15 protein-coding genes are annotated in these 15,113 nt (G+C 65.8%); 11 read left to right on the plus strand and 4 right to left on the minus strand.

From position 1 onward, the window contains the following. Positions 1-47 precede the first annotated feature (47 nt). From JQ633_RS19070 to mtnK, 5 genes are all read left to right on the plus strand, one after another. Positions 48-854 (plus strand): biotin--[acetyl-CoA-carboxylase] ligase, encoded by an 807-nt coding sequence (locus JQ633_RS19070; RefSeq protein WP_211986594.1) that lies wholly within the window; start codon positions 48-50, stop codon positions 852-854. Then, positions 854-2,524, plus strand: a complete 1,671-nt coding sequence (locus tag JQ633_RS19075; protein ID WP_211986595.1) for a ribonuclease J — start codon at positions 854-856, stop codon at positions 2,522-2,524. Before JQ633_RS19070 ends, JQ633_RS19075 begins: the two co-directional genes overlap by 1 nt. A gap of 63 nt (positions 2,525-2,587) precedes the next feature. Further along, on the plus strand, positions 2,588-2,992 hold the full coding sequence (gene mce, locus JQ633_RS19080; protein ID WP_211986596.1) for a methylmalonyl-CoA epimerase: 405 nt from the start codon (positions 2,588-2,590) through the stop codon (positions 2,990-2,992). Positions 2,993-2,997: 5 nt separating this feature from the next. Next, a complete protein-coding gene (locus JQ633_RS19085) occupies positions 2,998-3,291 on the plus strand; it encodes a DUF1467 family protein (protein ID WP_211986597.1) in 294 nt (97 codons plus the stop codon). Positions 3,292-3,369: 78 nt separating this feature from the next. Next, a complete protein-coding gene (gene mtnK, locus JQ633_RS19090) occupies positions 3,370-4,671 on the plus strand; it encodes an S-methyl-5-thioribose kinase (protein WP_211986598.1) in 1,302 nt (433 codons plus the stop codon). 225 nt (positions 4,672-4,896) lie between these two features. Here mtnK and JQ633_RS19095 read toward each other — a convergent pair whose 3' ends face one another. The 4 genes from JQ633_RS19095 to JQ633_RS19110 all read right to left on the minus strand — a co-directional run bounded on the left by JQ633_RS19095 (position 4,897) and on the right by JQ633_RS19110 (position 8,989). Beyond that, complete coding sequence (locus tag JQ633_RS19095; protein WP_211986599.1) at positions 4,897-5,931, minus strand: ABC transporter permease; 1,035 nt, start codon at positions 5,929-5,931, stop codon at positions 4,897-4,899. 13 nt (positions 5,932-5,944) lie between these two features. Further along, entirely contained in the window at positions 5,945-7,447 is a 1,503-nt protein-coding gene (locus JQ633_RS19100) for a sugar ABC transporter ATP-binding protein (protein WP_211986600.1), read from the minus strand. A gap of 9 nt (positions 7,448-7,456) precedes the next feature. Next, the gene (locus tag JQ633_RS19105; RefSeq protein ID WP_433995666.1) at positions 7,457-8,464 is read right to left on the minus strand and encodes a sugar ABC transporter substrate-binding protein; all 1,008 of its coding nucleotides are present in this window, start codon (positions 8,462-8,464) and stop codon (positions 7,457-7,459) included. A 99-nt stretch (positions 8,465-8,563) separates the two neighbouring features. After that, positions 8,564-8,989 carry a globin gene (locus JQ633_RS19110; protein ID WP_211986602.1) on the minus strand — a complete coding sequence of 142 codons (426 nt, stop codon included), beginning with the start codon at positions 8,987-8,989 and terminating at the stop codon, positions 8,564-8,566. A gap of 458 nt (positions 8,990-9,447) precedes the next feature. On the opposite strand from JQ633_RS19110, the gene JQ633_RS19115 reads away from it, so the two are divergent. From JQ633_RS19115 to JQ633_RS19140, 6 genes are all read left to right on the plus strand, one after another. Further along, the gene (locus JQ633_RS19115; protein WP_211986603.1) at positions 9,448-9,813 is read left to right on the plus strand and encodes a DUF2946 family protein; all 366 of its coding nucleotides are present in this window, start codon (positions 9,448-9,450) and stop codon (positions 9,811-9,813) included. Between the two features lie 86 nt (positions 9,814-9,899). After that, positions 9,900-12,290, plus strand: coding sequence for a TonB-dependent receptor family protein (locus JQ633_RS19120; RefSeq protein WP_211986604.1), 2,391 nt, complete (start codon positions 9,900-9,902; stop codon positions 12,288-12,290). Between the two features lie 11 nt (positions 12,291-12,301). Further along, entirely contained in the window at positions 12,302-13,528 is a 1,227-nt protein-coding gene (locus JQ633_RS19125) for an exo-alpha-sialidase (protein WP_433995667.1), read from the plus strand. Next, entirely contained in the window at positions 13,525-14,022 is a 498-nt protein-coding gene (locus JQ633_RS19130) for a TlpA family protein disulfide reductase (protein WP_211986605.1), read from the plus strand. Before JQ633_RS19125 ends, JQ633_RS19130 begins: the two co-directional genes overlap by 4 nt. A 34-nt stretch (positions 14,023-14,056) precedes the next feature. Further along, positions 14,057-14,578: a copper chaperone PCu(A)C gene (locus tag JQ633_RS19135; protein ID WP_211986606.1), complete on the plus strand. Its 522-nt coding sequence runs from the start codon at positions 14,057-14,059 to the stop codon at positions 14,576-14,578. 7 nt (positions 14,579-14,585) lie between these two features. Continuing rightward, positions 14,586-15,113 carry a YcnI family copper-binding membrane protein gene (locus JQ633_RS19140; protein ID WP_211986607.1) on the plus strand — a complete coding sequence of 176 codons (528 nt, stop codon included), beginning with the start codon at positions 14,586-14,588 and terminating at the stop codon, positions 15,111-15,113.

Below are 15,113 nucleotides of genomic sequence, written 5' to 3' on the forward strand. Positions count from 1 at the left end.
AAAAGTCGAGACTGGCTTTCGGGGGCAATCATGCGCAGAATATCGGTATGACATTCGCGCTCGGTCCCCGCGCCATATCGGCCGGCTACATGCTCGCCGCCTTCGATCAGGTCGGCTCCACCAACACGGAGGCCATGCAGCACGCCCGTGATGGCGGGCAGGGGCCGCAATGGTTCGTGGCCGCGGAACAGACCGCGGGGCAGGGGCGGCGGCAGCGGGCCTGGATCGCGCCGCGCGGTAACCTCGCCTGCAGCATCCTCGAGGTGATCGACGTCGCGCCCGCCGTTGCCGCGACGCTTGGCTTCGTCGCGGGTCTCTCGCAGGAGGCCGCCCTCGAGCAGGTCAGCGTCGAGGCCGCGCTTCGGCTCGGTCCCGGCCGCCCGCGATACGCGCTGAAGTGGCCGAATGACGTGCTGGCCGGCGGGGCCAAGCTCGTCGGCATCAACGTGCTGGCCGAGGCCGTCGACAGCCGTCTCGCGGTCGTCGTCGGCATGGGCACCAATGTCGTGGCGGCGCCCGAGGGCATGCCGACACCTGCGGTGTCGCTCGCCGAGCTCGGCGTCCAGATCAGCGCGGAAGAACTGTTCACGGCGCTGACCGATGCCTGGGTCGAGCACCGCGGCATCTGGGACAACGGCCGCGGCTTTGCCGAGATCCGCCGGCGCTGGCTCGAGCGCGCCGCCGGGCTCGGCGACAGGGTCGCGATCAACACGGGGACGACCACCATCGAGGGCATCTTCGACACCATCGACGAGACCGGCTGCCTGATCGTGCGGACGCCCGAAGGCCGGCGCATCCCGATCGCGGCGGGCGATGTCTATTTCGGCAACGCGGCCTCGGCGAGGGCGGTCTGATGGCGCGGCCGGATGAACTGACCTTCGCGCCGCTCGGCGGCGTCGGCGAGATCGGCATGAACCTGTCGATCTACGGGCTCGGCAACCGCCACCAGCGCTCCTTCCTCGCGGTCGATCTCGGCGTCTCCTTCGGCGACGAGGAGCATCTGCCGGGCATCGACCTGATCATGCCCGACGTCCGCTTCCTGGAGAAGGAGCGCAACAATCTGATGGGCCTCGTGCTGACGCACGCCCATGAGGACCATTTCGGCGCCATCATCGACCTCTGGCCGAAGCTCGGCTGCAAGATCTACGCGACCCAATTCAGCGCCGCGTTGTTCGAAGCCAAATGCGCCGCCGAGCGCAACCCGCCGAAGATCCCGGTCACGGTGATCCCCTCGGGCGGCCGGGTCGATATCGGCCCGTTCAATGTCGAGTTCATCCCGGTGGCGCATTCGATTCCGGAATCGCATGCGCTGGCGATCAAGACCGAGGTCGGTACGGTGCTGCACACCGGCGACTGGAAGATCGACCCGACCCCGATCATCGGCCCGCCGACCGACGAGCGGCGGCTGCGCGAACTCGGCGACGAAGGCGTGCTGGCGCTGGTCGGCGATTCCACCAACGCGGTGCGCGACGGCCGCTCGCCGTCGGAGACCGAGGTCGCCGCCACCATCAAGAAGCTGGTCAAGGCGGCCAAGGGCCGGGTCGCGGTCACCACCTTCGCCTCCAATGTCGCCCGCGTCCGGGCGGTGGCGGATGCCGCCAATGCCGCCGACCGCGAGGTCGTGGTGGTCGGCCGCGCCATGGAGCGCGTGGTGCAGGTGGCGCGCGAATGCGGCTATCTCGACGGCTCGCACAAATTCCGCAGCACCGACGTCTACGGCCATTTCCCGCCGGACAAGGTGCTGGCGCTGTGCACCGGCAGTCAGGGCGAGCCGCGCGCCGCGCTGGCGCGGATCGCCAATGACGACCATCCCGAGGTCACCCTGAACAAGGGCGACACCGTGATCTTCTCCTCCCGCACCATTCCCGGCAACGAGAAGGCGGTCGGCAGCATCATCAACGGACTGGTGGCGCAGGGCGTCGAGATCATCACCGACCGCGAGCACCTCGTGCATGTCTCCGGCCATCCGCGCCGCGACGAGCTGCGCGACATGATCTCCTGGGTGCGGCCGCAGCTCCTGATCCCCGTGCACGGCGAGGCGCTGCACCTTGCCGAGCACGCCAAGCTTGCGCGCTCGGCCGGGGTGCCGAAGGTCTTGACCTGTCGCAACGGCGACCTGATCAAGCTTGGCCCCGGCGAGCCCGGCATCATCGGCGAAGTGCCGGCCGGCCGGCTCTACAAGGACGGCACCATCCTCGAGGATTCCAAGTCGCGCGCCGTGGTCGAGCGCCGCCGGATGGGCTTTGCCGGCTGCGCCTTCGTCGCCGTCGCCATGACCGGGCAGGGCGAACTGGCCGACGATCCCGAGGTTGATCTCGTCGGCATGCCGGAGAAGAATGCGGCCGGCGAGCTGCTCGACGACATCGTGTTCGACGTCGTGGTATCGACGATCGAGGGCCTGCCGAAGCCGCGGCGGCGCGATCCGGATGCGCTGGGAGAATCGGTGCGCCGCGCGGTACGCGCCGTCATCAATGAGCACTGGGGCAAGAAGCCGATCTGCCTCGTGCACGTTCTGACGGTTTGACGCGCGATCCGGAAAAGCGCGAAGCGGCTTTCCGGATACTGCGCTGGATAAAGGGAGAGAGACATGCTGGGCCGGCTCAATCACGTCGCGATCGCGGTCAAGGACGCGAAGAGCGCCGCAAGGATTTATGGCACCGCCTTCAATGCGGAGATTTCCGATGCGGTGCCGCTGCCCGAGCATGGCGTCATCACCGTGTTCGTGACCCTGCCCAACACCAAGATCGAATTCATCGAGCCGCTCGGCGAGGTCTCGCCGATCGCAAAGTTCGTCGAGCGCAACGCCGACGGCGGCATCCACCACATCTGCTACGACGTGCCCGACATCATCGCCGCGCGCGACCGCCTGATCGCCGACGGCGCCCGCGTGCTCGGCGACGGCCAGCCGAAGATCGGCGCCCACGGCAAGCCGGTGCTGTTCTTCCACCCCAAGGATTTCTCCGGCGCGCTGGTCGAGATCGAGCAGGCCTGAGGCGCATGACTTTCTCGGCCTACCAGATCTCCACCGGCCTTGCGATCTACTTCGTGCTGTGGTGGCTCACGCTGTTCCTGACGCTGCCGTTCGGCGTGCGCAGCCAGCATGAGGACGGCGTCGGCGCGCCCGGCACCGATCCCGGCGCGCCGATCCTGGCGCGGATGGGCCGCAAGCTGCTGTGGACCACGCTGCTCTCGGCCGTGATTTTTGCAATCGGGATGTGGGCCTATTACGCCGGCTATCTCTCGATCGAGCGGCTGTCGAAACTGATGGGGATGCCGGACTTTCACAATTGACGCTGCAATAAGCCGAGACCGGCCCATCGCGGGAGTGAGGATCAACCTCGCCCCGGCACATGCGGAGGAGGGGACGACATGAACCTGCAGGCGCAGCCGGGCTCCGGGGCGAGTCAATACCGCATCCTGCGGGAAACCGATCTCAGGGATTATCTCGCGGCGCTCCCCGCCGTGGCCAGCCGGCTCGGCGGCACGCCGGCAAGCTGGTCGATCAGCGAGGTCGGCGACGGCAATCTCAACCTCGTTTTCATCGTCAAGGGCGCGAGCGGCAGCATCGCGGTGAAGCAGGCGCTGCCCTACGTGCGTCTGGTCGGCGAGAGCTGGCCGCTGCCGCTCTCGCGCGCCCATTTCGAGCACATGGCCCTGGTGCATCAGGCGCGGCTGGCGCCGAAGCTGGTGCCGGCCGTGCTGCATCACGACGACACGCTGGCGCTGACCGCGATGGAACTGCTCGAGCCGCACATCATCATGCGCAAGGGGCTGATCGAAGGCGCGCGCTATCCGCGCTTCGTCGATGACATCTCGACCTTCCTGGCGCGGACGCTGTTCTTCACCTCCGACCTCGCGTTGTCGGCCGCGGAGAAGAAGCAGGGCATCGCCGATTTCGCCGGCAATCACGCGCTGTGCAAGATCACCGAGGATCTGATCTTCACCGATCCCTACCGTATCGCCGAGCAGAACCGCTGGACCGCGCCGTATCTCGACGCGACGGCCGCCGCGTTCCGCGACGATCTCGACCTGCATGTCGCGATCTCCAGGCTCAAGCTGAAGTTCATGGCGAGCCCGGAAGCGCTGCTGCACGGCGACCTGCACACCGGCTCGATCATGGTCACCGAGACGGACACGCAGGTGATCGACCCCGAGTTCGCCTTCTACGGCCCGATGGGTTTCGATATCGGAGCCGTCGTCGGCAATCTCCTGATGGCCTATCTCGCCTCCGCCGGCCACGAGCGCACGCCCGGCGAACGGGCGTCGTTCGAGGCCTGGCTGCTCGAAACCATCGAGGACGTCTGGACCGGGTTCTCACAAAGGTTTCTCGCGCTGTGGCGCAGCGAGGCGAAGGGCGACGGCTATCCCGTATCGCTGTTCGCAGGCGAGGCGGGCGCCGCTCGGCTGGAGGCCGAGCGGCAGGCCTACATGGCGCGGCTGTTCCAGGACACGGTCGGTTTCGCCGCCGCCAAGACCATCCGCCGCATCCTCGGCCTCGCGCACAACATCGATTTCGAGTGGATCACTGACGAGAAGCAGCGCGCGATCTGTGAGGCGCGCAGCCTGAAGCTGGCTCGCACCATGATGCTGGACACACCGTCGTTCACGACGATCGGCGCCGTCACCGCGGCAGCGCGCGAGGTGCGTGGTTGGCAGCCGGATTTCGCCTGACGGAGGTGCGGCCACACCCACCGCCGTCATCGCCCGGCTTGACCGGGCGATCCAGTACGCCGCGGCCCCTCGGCTCAAGCACTGCCGTCTCTGGAATACTGGATCACCCGGTCGAGCCGGCTGATGACACCGCGTTGTTTGGCTAGCGATGTGCCACACACTCAGTGTCGTCCCTGCAAAGCAGGGACGACGGGTGGACAGAGCTGTGTGCTCATCTCCACCATTCTAATCCACCGCCTTCTCCCGGAGCCGCTGGGCGTAGACGTTGATGATCAGCGCCGCAAGCAGGATCAGGCCGCGGATCAGGATCTTCAGAAAACTGTCGATGTTGACGTGGTCGAGGCCGTTGTTGAGCACGCCGAGCACGAACAGGCCGACGATGGTGTTGCCGATGCCGCCGCGGCCGCCGAACAGGCTGGTGCCGCCGACCACCACAGCCGCGATCGAGTCGAGCAGATAGGTGTCGAACTCGTTCTGCTGCGCGCTGCCGAAATGCGCGACGCCGAGCATGCCGCCGATCCCCGAGCACACCGCCGAGATCACCATCACCGCGCCGAGGATCAGCTTGACGTTGAGGCCGGCGAACTCCGCGGCCTCGCGATTGCCGCCGACCATGTAGACGTAGCGGCCGAACCGCGTGTAGGTCAGTACTAGATGGCCGCCGAGCAGCATCACCGCGGCGACGATCACGATCCAGGGGATGCCGCCGATCGAGCCGGAGCCGAGCGTCGTGATCAGCGGCGGCACCTTGTAGGCGATCTGGCCGCGCACCAGCATCGCGGAGACACCGGCCGCGATCTGCATCATCGCCAGCGTCATGATGAAGGAGGGGATGCCGATCACGGTCAGCCCCAGCGCATTGACGAGGCCGAGCAGCGCGCACAGCGCCAGCGCCAGCAGGATCGCGGCCCAGCCGGGCATCGGCACGTTGGCGATGTTGACGTAGGATTCCTGCACCGTGAAGTAGGCGACCGCGATGCCGGTGACGTTGGCGATGCTGGCGATCGACAGGTCGATCTCCGCGCACAGGATCACGAAGGTGAGGCCGACCGCGATGATGCCGGTGACCGATACCTGTGTGAGGATATTGCCGACATTGTCGAGCGTCGCGAAGGACGGGCTCGCGATCGCGAAGAAGCCGCTGAGCAGGATCAGGGTCAGGAACGGCGCGATATTGCGCATCTGCGAGCGCAGGAACGGCGCCAGCCCGCGCGGCCGCTTGTGATCCGCAGGGCTCGCCGCGCTGTCACTGCTCGTCATATACGTCTCTCCCTCAGGCGGCTTCCAGCAGGCGGTCCTTGCTGACCGCTTCACCGGCAAATTCACGCACCACGGCGCCGCGCTTCAGCACCAGGATCCGGTCGGCCAGCGACAGCACCGTCTCCGGCTCGGTCGACAGCACGATGATCGCAAGGCCCTTGGCCCGGAGGTCGCGGACGATGTTGATCACGTCGTTCTTGGCGCCGACATCCATGCCGCGGGTCGGCTCGCACAGCACCAAAAGGCGCGGCGGGTAGGTCAGCCATTTCGCCAGCGCCACCTTCTGCTGGTTGCCGCCGGACAGCATGCCGAGGTCGAGGCCGACCACCGGCGGCCTGATCTGCAGCTGCTCGACCTGGCGCTTGGCGATGGCGCGCTCGGTCACCGGCTTGAGCAGCAGCGCGGAGATGCGCTCCAGGATGCTGATCGAGATGTTCTTGTAGACCGGCTCCTGGTGGAACAGCATCGCGCGGCGGCTCTCCGGCACCAGCGCGACGCCGGCGCGCCGCGCGGCCGCGGTGCTGCGGAACGTCTTCGCGGCGCCATCGACCGCGAGCGTGCCGCCATCCGGCTTCAGCTTGCCGAACAGGATGCGCGACAGTTCGAGCTGCCCGCAGCCCATGAAGCCGTAGACGCCGAGCACCTCGCCGGAGCGCGCCTCGAAGGAGACGTCCTGCAGGCTGCGGCCGAGCGAGAGCTGGTCGGCTTTCAGGACCGTCCGGCCACCGCCGGCTGGCGGCAGCATCAGGTCGTCGCTGTAGCTGTGCTCCAGCGCCTCGCCGCCGCGGCCGATCATCGCCTCGATCAGCGCGCCCTTGCTGGTCTCAGCGGACCGGGTCTCGGTGACCTTGCGGCCGTTGCGGAACACGGTCACCACGTCGGAGACGCGCAGGATGTCCTCGATGAAATGCGAGATGAAGACGATGCTGGTGCCTTCCTCGCGCAGCCTGCGCAGCGTGGCGAAGAGACGCTCGACCTCGGGGGGCGAGAGCGCGGAGGTCGGCTCGTCCAGGATGATGATGCGCGCGCCGGAGAACAGCACGCGGGCGATCTCGATCAATTGCTGCAGGCCGATCGGCAGGTCGCCGAGCCGCGTCATCGGATCGACGTCGATGCCGAATCGCGACAGCTGCTCGCCCGCCTCGCGCGCCATCCGCCGCCATTGCACAAGGCCGAGGCGGTTGGTCGGCTGGTTGCCGAGGAAGACGTTCTCGGCGACGGTGAGATCAGGCGCCACGCTTAGCTCCTGATGCACCATGCCGATGCCGGCGGCATGCGCGTCGCGGGTCGAACGGAAGCGCGTCTCCTTGCCGTCGAGCATGAAGCGGCCGGAAAATTCCGGGTGCACGCCGGCGATGATCTTCATCAGCGTGCTCTTGCCGGCGCCGTTCTCGCCGACGAGACCATGGATCTCGCCGGCGTGAAGCGCGAAGTCGACGCCACGAAGGGCTTCGACACCGCCGAAGGCCTTCGTGATGTCCTTCAATTCCAGGATCGGGGCGCGTCCCTGCGACATGCGGGCCGCTCAGATCAGGAAGTGATCCTCCATCCACTGCATGCCCGGCGCGTTGGCCTTGGTCACGACCGGACCGTCGGTGATGACGTGCTTGGGGATGCCCTGGCCGCTCTTCTCGCCGCCGACCACGGCCGCGACACCGGCGACGATCGCGCCGCCATGGATGCGGCAGGACGGATTGCGCACGGTCGCGAACATGCGGCCTTCGCTGACCGCCTGGATCGCCGGCGGCATGGCGTCGACGCCGCCGATCAGGATGTTGGTGCGGTTGCGCGCCTTCATGATGTTGTAGGCGGCGAGCGCCATGTCGTCATTGTGGAAGAACGCCGCGTCGATCTGCGGATACTTCGTCAGATAGGTTTCCCAGAGCCGGGCGGTCTTCGAGACATCCCAGTCCGCGGGCTGGGTGTCCAGCACCTCGATGTTCGGGAACTGCTTCACGACCGTGTTAAAACCCTTGGCACGGCCCTGTGCGCCGGTGTGGCCGAGCGCGCCCTGGGTCATGATGATCTTGCCCTTGCCGCCCATCGCGTTGCACAGCGCCTGCGTCACCGAGGCGCCCATGAACTCGTTGTCGGGCGCGAGGAACGAGTGGACGTTGATCTGGTCGAGCGGAGCAATCAGCGTGTCCATGTCGATCACGGGCGTGCCGGCATCGATCATCTTCTGCACCGGCTGGGTGAGGGTGCCGATGCCGAAGGCCTGGATGGCGACGAAGTCCCACTTCTGCGAGGCCATGTTGTCGATCGCGGCGCGCTGCTTGACGGCGTCGAGCTGGCCGTCGAACCAGGTGACCTCGACATTGAATAGCTTGCCCCAGAACTCGGCGGCCTGCTTGCCCTGCGCGCACCACGTCGCCTGCAGTCCGGCGTTGGAGAAGGCGGCCTTCAGCGGCTTTTCCGAGCGGCCCATTTCGGCGGCGAGCGCCGGACCCATCGCGCCGAACATCGCTGCGGCTGCGCCACCGGCTGCCGCGAGTTGCAGAAGGTCGCGCCTCGTCGTCGACGACTTGTCCATCCCTGGCATCGTTGCTTGCTCCCTCTTCATTTTTTGACCGTCGGCGTCAGTTGCACGCGCCGCGGATCACGGGAGTGTGTCACAATCGGAACGGCGACGCTACGGTGTCTCCGCCGCGAGATGTTTCTGCTGCGCCACGACGGCGTCGATGTCGCGCAGCAGCTTGTGCCACGCAGCATCGATCTCGTCGGACCAATCATCGCCGAGGATGTCGCGCAGTTCGTTGGCGATCACGCCGAAGAACGCGATGAACAAGTCGCGCGGCGTGCCGTACGCATCATGCGACGACACTTCGCATTCGATCAGCCGGAAATGTCCGCGGCGCTCGCCTGCAAAATCGATGATCGCCTCGATCGTCAGCGACAGCATCGAGCCTCTCACGTGCTCGCTGCCTTCGGTGCGAAACATCGCCTGCGTCTCGGGGTGTTCGCGAAACAGCCGTCGATAGACGAGCGGCGTCAGATCATCGCAGCGCGCGGCGGCGAGGTCGAAACTGTGTTCGATTGGATTTGATGATGAGGTCATAGCGCGATGCGATCATCACATAAAAAAAGAGCAGGGCTCCAAGCCCTGCTCCAAAAATTGTGTCGACCCTATTTGCCCCAAAAATTCGATTTGATCTTGATTGATGGGGTGACGCTGCTTGTGCGCGTCGGGCTCCTCCCGAGACTTGGACCACCAGGACACGCCTCGCGGCTGGCCTGAGCCCGAAGTGGTAGACCATCTTTCCAGGCTTGTCACCATTTTCGGCAACGATTGTTCAAATTTCGAGCAATTTGCGAAATGATTGGGATGTTGCCACTGACGGTTGTGAGGGTGAGTGGAAAACGCGTGATGGGGTAAAGAGATACGGCAGTCTGTTAGACTGCTTGCCGCGCGCGCCACGGCTGCGTTCATTTCCGCGGGCTGGAATAAACGGCGCACTGCTGTGTCTCGACTTCTAGCCGATGTGGTGGTTAGTTCCTCCCGGGATGGGTTTTGCGATGCGCGGGCGGCTCAAGAACTTCTTGCCGATCGTCCTGGTTGCCCTGTTGGTGCAGATCTTCGCACCGATCGGGGCCTGCTGGGCGGCGAGCCTTGCCGCGTCCGATCCGCTGGCCAGGGCCACCATCTGCCACGGCGATTCGAGTGGCGGTGCCGGGCAGGGCGATCAGACCGGCGCCCATGCCGGCTGCTGTTCCGCCTGCAGCGTGCTGCAGACCGGTGCGCCCGTTGATAGCCCGCCGCCGTCGGTCGCGCGCATCGAACGCGCTCCGCGGCAGGTCGCCTGGCACGATTTCACCAACGAACTCGACTGCTCGCGCGCCGGCTCGCCCGCACAAGCCCGCGCGCCACCGTTGCTCTCCTGACAATGGTCTCGCGGCCGGTGCGCACCTCGCGCGCCGGCAAGTGCCCTTGAGCAAGCCGGCCAGAGAGCCGGTGTCAGGATTCTTCCATGTTACGTCATCATCCGCTGGGCGGGGCAGGTGTGCTCGCACTCGGCGCCGCGCTCGCCGGCAGTCCAACCGGAGCGAACGCCCAGACGTCAGGCGCCGAGCTGCCGGCCGTCACGGTCGACGCCCCGCAGGCGACGCGCGCCAAACCGGCCGCGGCGAAGCCGCGCGCCCGGGCCGCTTCGGTGCGGCGGGCGCCGAAGCCGCGGGTCGTGCCGGCGGTAGCGGCGGCCCCCTCGCGCGGCGCGACGCCCGGCGAGACGCTTGCGGCGACACGCGACGGTCTGAACCAGGCGCCCGCCGGCCAGACCCAGACCACCATCGACCGCAGCCAGTTCGACAACCGGCCCTCGTTCTCGGTCGCCGACGTGCTGCGCGACAGCCCGGGCATCTCGATCAAGCAGGGCAACGGCCCGCGCGATTTCGGCATCTCGATCCGCGGATCGAACGCCCGCAACGGTTTTGGCATCCGCAACCTCGTGATCTTCGACGACGGGTTCCCGGTCACCCAGCCCGACGGCCTGTCGCGCAGCGATCTGATCGATCCGCATGCCTATGGCGCGATCGACGTGATCCGCGGCCCGTCATCGGCGCTCTATGGCAATTACGCGACCGGCGGCGCGCTGAATTTCCGGACCCGGCCCGGCGGCAGCATCGATGGCATCGAATACGGTGTCGACGGCGGCAGCTTCGGCTATCTCAACAACTACCTCGCCGCCGGCAAGAAGGTCGGCAATTTCGAAGCCTCGCTGTTCGCCAGCGACACGCGCGGCGATGGTTTTATCCAGAACAGCTGGTTCAACACCCAGACGGTGAACTTCCTCGCCACCCTTCAGGCAACGCCGGACGATCGCTTCACCGTCAAGCTGATCAACAACGATCTGAGCGCGCGGCTGCCGGTGAGGCTGTCACTGAACCAATACTATCAGAACCCATTCCAGTCCGGCTGCGAAGTGCCGGGTACGGCGGGTTGCGGAACCCAGTCGCTGCTCATCAATGGCTTCAACGGCGCCAGGTCAGCTCAGACGGCGATCGCCGCCGGCTTCGGACGCGATGATCGTCGGACCATCGTCGGCGGCCGATGGGAGCACGACTTCGACAACACGACCACCTGGCGCAACCAGTTCGTATTCGACGACCGCAACATCAACCAGCCCACGGGTGCGACCAGCGCGATCGGCGATTTCCCCTCCTATAACTACATGAGTGACGTCACCAAACGCGGCGAACTGTTCGGGATGGATTCCACGACATTCGTCGGCGGTTGGTACAATACGCTGACGACCACCAGCGATACGGTCAACGTGAAGCCGGGAGGCGATGCCACGCTCGGCCTGCTGCAGAGCCGTCAGTACCAGTCGACGACCAACTACGGTGTACGCGCGCGTGAGGAACTCAAGCTTGTTCCGTCGCTGACCGCGGTCGCCGGTATCGGCTGGGAAACGACGACCTTGAATGGCGTCAATACAGCGTTCGGGTATCCGGTCCTGAACAACCCATCTGTCGTCGTCCCGACCGTCACGAAAGCCGCGCCGCAGTTCACCAATACCGCGCCCGAGTTTGCGTTGCTCTACAGGCCGGATAGTGAATGGCAGTGGCGGGCGCGGGTAGCGACCGGCTACGGCACTCCGCAGGTCAGCAACCTGTTCGTCCTTCCCAGCGGCCTTCCGGGCAACAACACCGCGCTCAAGTCGCAGACCAATCTGGGCTACGATCTCGGCGCCGACTGGACGCCGAACAAGGCTCTGACGCTGAGCGCGACAGCGTTCTATGAGTTCTTCAAGAACGAACTGGTGTCACAGGCAACGCCGGTCGCCGGCGCGAGCTTTACTTTCAATGCGCCGCGTTCGGAGCATCGCGGCGTCGAACTCGCCGCGGACTGGAAGTTTCTGCCCGGTTGGCGCTTCTCCGCCGCCTACACCTATCTCGACGAGGTCTATACCGACTACGTCGAAAGCATCAGCGGGTTCACCTTCAACCGCGCCGGCAACAAAATTCCCGGCATCTCGCCGAACGAGCTCACGGCCCGGCTCGGCTACGACCAGATGTGGGGTCCGCTGCAAGGGCTCGGCGGCTTCGTCGAGGTCCAGTGGAAGGACTCCTTCTACATGGACAATGCCAATCTGTTGAAGGCGCCGGGCTATGAGCTCGTCAATCTCAACCTGCACTACAAGACCGATCTCGTGTCTGATTATTTCAGAAGCCTGAACCTGTACCTCGAGGTGCGGAACGTGTTCGACCGCACCTATGTGGCTTCGGCCAACAACATCGCGAATTCGGTGACGGCGGCCGGCGTTCAAAATCCTGCGAGCTTACTGGCAAACACGACCGGCTCGATCTATGCCGGGTCGCCGCGCGCATTCGTGGCCGGCATGAAGATCGCGTTCAAATGAGGAGCGCATCGATGCGATATTGCAGTCCTCTGGTTCGGGCCGCGCTGGCGGCGATCATGCTGGTCGCGCTGCCGGGCCTTGCCGCGGCACAGATGAGCCATCAGCACGCCTCCGAAGCGGCGTGCGACGAGACCGATCTGCACTGCGCGACCAGGGTCACGCCGGCTTTCGGACCTGACGGCACGTTGTGGCTCGCCTGGATGGCGGGCGGGCAAATCTCGGTCGCGAGCTCGAAGGATCAGGGCGCGACCTTCTCGACACCGGTGCAGGTGACGCGGGAGCGGCTCAACCTGGATTGGGGCCCGGACGCCCGGCCGAAGCTCGCGATCGACGCCAAGGGCGGCATCGCGCTGGCGTTCTCGATCTTCCGCGATCAGGCCTTCAACGGCCAGGTGCTCGCTACGCGATCAAGCGACGGCGGACGGAGGTTCGATCAGCCGAAGCCGATCACCGCGAACAATGAAAGCCAGCGCTTCGAGGCGATCGGCTTCGATCCTTCCGGCGCCGTATTCGCGGCCTGGCTCGACAAGCGCAATCGCGTGCCGGCGCAGCAGCGCGGCCAAAAATACGACGGCGCCGGTTTGTTCGTCGCGACCTCGAAGGATGGCGGCGCGACCTATTCCGATGCAAAGCTTGTCGCTGACAACACCTGCGAGTGCTGCCGGCTCGGACTTGCGTTCGATGGTGCCGGCCATCCGGTGGTCGTCTTCCGCAACATCTTCGAGGGCGGCGTGCGCGATCATGCGATCGTGACGTTCACCGATCTGGCGACACCCGGCGAGGTGCACCGGGTCAGCCGGGACGACTGGCAGATCGCCGCGTGCCCGCATCACGGTCCGAGCCTCGCCATCTCGCCCGCCGGCACCTATCATGTGACGTGGTACACCAACGGCAAGACGCGCAAGGGATTGTTCTATGCGCAGTCGCGCGACGGCGGAAAGACCTTCTCCGATCCGCTGCCGATCGGACAGCCGAACCGCAGCCCGTCGCGGCCGCAGATCGCCGCGGGACCGCAGGGGCTCGTGATGGTCTGGAAGGAGTTCGACGGGCAGAAGACGACGATCAATCAGATGATCTCGCACGATGACGGAGCGACCTGGTCGAAGCCCACGGCGATTGCCGACACGGCCGACAGCTCCGACCATCCGCTGCTCGTATCGGACCGCCGGCATACCTATTTGTCGTGGATGACCAAGGCAGACGGCTATCATTTCCTGGCGATCGGGAGCGAACCATGAAACGCCATCTGCTCGCGGCGCTCATCCTGCTCGGCACGCTGGCGCCTGCACCGGCGGCGGAGCAGGGCGCGCTGAAGCAATTCGAGCGCGGCAGCTGGCAGCAGCTGTTGCGTGCGCACAAGGGACATCCGACCCTGGTCCATTTCTGGGGCGTGACCTGCGGACCGTGCAAGGTCGAGCTGCCCGAGCTCGGCCAGTTCATGAAGGATCATCCGGGTGTTGACGTCGTGACGATCAGCGCGGATCTGGTGCCCAACCTGCCGGACGCGACCCGGTCGATGCTGGATCGCGCCGGGTTGGCATCGGCCGAGAACTGGATTTTCGGCGACGGCTTTGCCGAGCGGCTGCGATACGAGATCGACCCGGCATGGCAGGGCGACATCCCGCGCACCATGCTGGTGGCGCGCGACGGAACGATCACGACGATCGAGGGATCGGCCGAAATCGCCGACCTGAGCAAATGGTCCGATGCGCAGGCTGCAGCCATCCGGTAACAAGCAACATCAACGCATAAGGAAATCCGTAGCCATGAAGACGCTCTCCCGCATCCTCGCGCTAGCCGCGCTGACCGCCGCAGTCATCTCCACATCCGCGCGCGCCGAGGACATCAAGGCCGGCGATCTCGTGATCAGCCAGGCCTGGACGCGCGCCACCCCAAACGGCGCCAAGATCGGCGGCGGCTATCTCACCATCGAGAACAAGGGCACGGCGCCCGATCGGCTGGTCGGCGGCTCGGGCGACATCGCGGGCCGGGTGGAGATCCACGAGATGGCGATGGACAACGGCGTGATGAAGATGCGCCCGCTCGACAAGGGTCTCGCCATCGAGCCCGGCAAGACGGTGAAGCTGGCGCCAGGCGGCCTGCACCTGATGATGTTCGATTTGAAGAACCCGCTGAAGCAGGGCGACAAGGTGCCGGTCACGCTGCAGTTCGAGAAGGCCGGCAAGGTCACGGTGTCGCTCGACGTGCAGTCGGTCGGTGCGCAGTCGCCCGGCGGTGACCAAGGGGGTGGCCATGGCGGCGGCCACATGGACATGAAGAAGATGTGAGACGGTGATGCGGTCACACAAGCTCCTCATTGCCGCGGCGGCGCTGATCTCAGCGTCGCCGGCGCTGGCGCACATCACGCTGGAGCGCAAGCAGGCGGCCGTCGGCTCCTACTACAAGGCCGTGTTCGCGGTGCCGCATGGCTGCGCGGGATCGCCGACGGTAAAGATCCGTATCCAAATTCCGGAAGGCGTGATCGGCGTGAAGCCGATGCCGAAGGCCGGCTGGACCCTCGATACGGTGAGCGGCAAATACGCCGTGCAATACGACTATCACGGCGCCAAAATCTCCGAAGGCGTGACCGAGGTGGCCTGGAGTGGCGGCAAGCTCGCGGATCAGAATTACGACGAGTTCGTGATGCAGACATTTCTCACCGACACGCTGAAGCCGAACACGGTGCTGTATTTTCCGGTCGTCCAGGAATGCGAGCAGGGCGTCAGCCGCTGGATCGACATTCCGGCCGAAGGGCAGGGCGGCGGCCACGATCACGGCAGCAAGACGCCGGCGCCCGGCGTCAAGCTGCTGCCGAAGACTTAA

Origin of the sequence: Bradyrhizobium tropiciagri, assembly GCF_018130505.1 — a bacterium.
In the GTDB taxonomy this organism is placed as follows: domain Bacteria; phylum Pseudomonadota; class Alphaproteobacteria; order Rhizobiales; family Xanthobacteraceae; genus Bradyrhizobium; species Bradyrhizobium tropiciagri_B.

Excerpts from the sequence above, each read along its gene's own strand:
- JQ633_RS19070 (WP_211986594.1), top strand. The coding sequence starts at position 48 with ATGACATTCGCGCTCGGTCCCCGCGCCATATCGGCCGGCTACATGCTC.
- JQ633_RS19075 (WP_211986595.1), top strand. The coding sequence starts at position 854 with ATGGCGCGGCCGGATGAACTGACCTTCGCGCCGCTCGGCGGCGTCGGC.
- mce (WP_211986596.1), top strand. The coding sequence starts at position 2,588 with ATGCTGGGCCGGCTCAATCACGTCGCGATCGCGGTCAAGGACGCGAAG.
- JQ633_RS19085 (WP_211986597.1), top strand. The coding sequence starts at position 2,998 with ATGACTTTCTCGGCCTACCAGATCTCCACCGGCCTTGCGATCTACTTC.
- mtnK (WP_211986598.1), top strand. The coding sequence starts at position 3,370 with ATGAACCTGCAGGCGCAGCCGGGCTCCGGGGCGAGTCAATACCGCATC.
- JQ633_RS19095 (WP_211986599.1), bottom strand. The coding sequence starts at position 5,931 with ATGACGAGCAGTGACAGCGCGGCGAGCCCTGCGGATCACAAGCGGCCG.
- JQ633_RS19100 (WP_211986600.1), bottom strand. The coding sequence starts at position 7,447 with ATGTCGCAGGGACGCGCCCCGATCCTGGAATTGAAGGACATCACGAAG.
- JQ633_RS19105 (WP_433995666.1), bottom strand. The coding sequence starts at position 8,464 with ATGGACAAGTCGTCGACGACGAGGCGCGACCTTCTGCAACTCGCGGCA.
- JQ633_RS19110 (WP_211986602.1), bottom strand. The coding sequence starts at position 8,989 with ATGACCTCATCATCAAATCCAATCGAACACAGTTTCGACCTCGCCGCC.
- JQ633_RS19115 (WP_211986603.1), top strand. The coding sequence starts at position 9,448 with ATGCGCGGGCGGCTCAAGAACTTCTTGCCGATCGTCCTGGTTGCCCTG.
- JQ633_RS19120 (WP_211986604.1), top strand. The coding sequence starts at position 9,900 with ATGTTACGTCATCATCCGCTGGGCGGGGCAGGTGTGCTCGCACTCGGC.
- JQ633_RS19125 (WP_433995667.1), top strand. The coding sequence starts at position 12,302 with ATGCGATATTGCAGTCCTCTGGTTCGGGCCGCGCTGGCGGCGATCATG.
- JQ633_RS19130 (WP_211986605.1), top strand. The coding sequence starts at position 13,525 with ATGAAACGCCATCTGCTCGCGGCGCTCATCCTGCTCGGCACGCTGGCG.
- JQ633_RS19135 (WP_211986606.1), top strand. The coding sequence starts at position 14,057 with ATGAAGACGCTCTCCCGCATCCTCGCGCTAGCCGCGCTGACCGCCGCA.
- JQ633_RS19140 (WP_211986607.1), top strand. The coding sequence starts at position 14,586 with ATGCGGTCACACAAGCTCCTCATTGCCGCGGCGGCGCTGATCTCAGCG.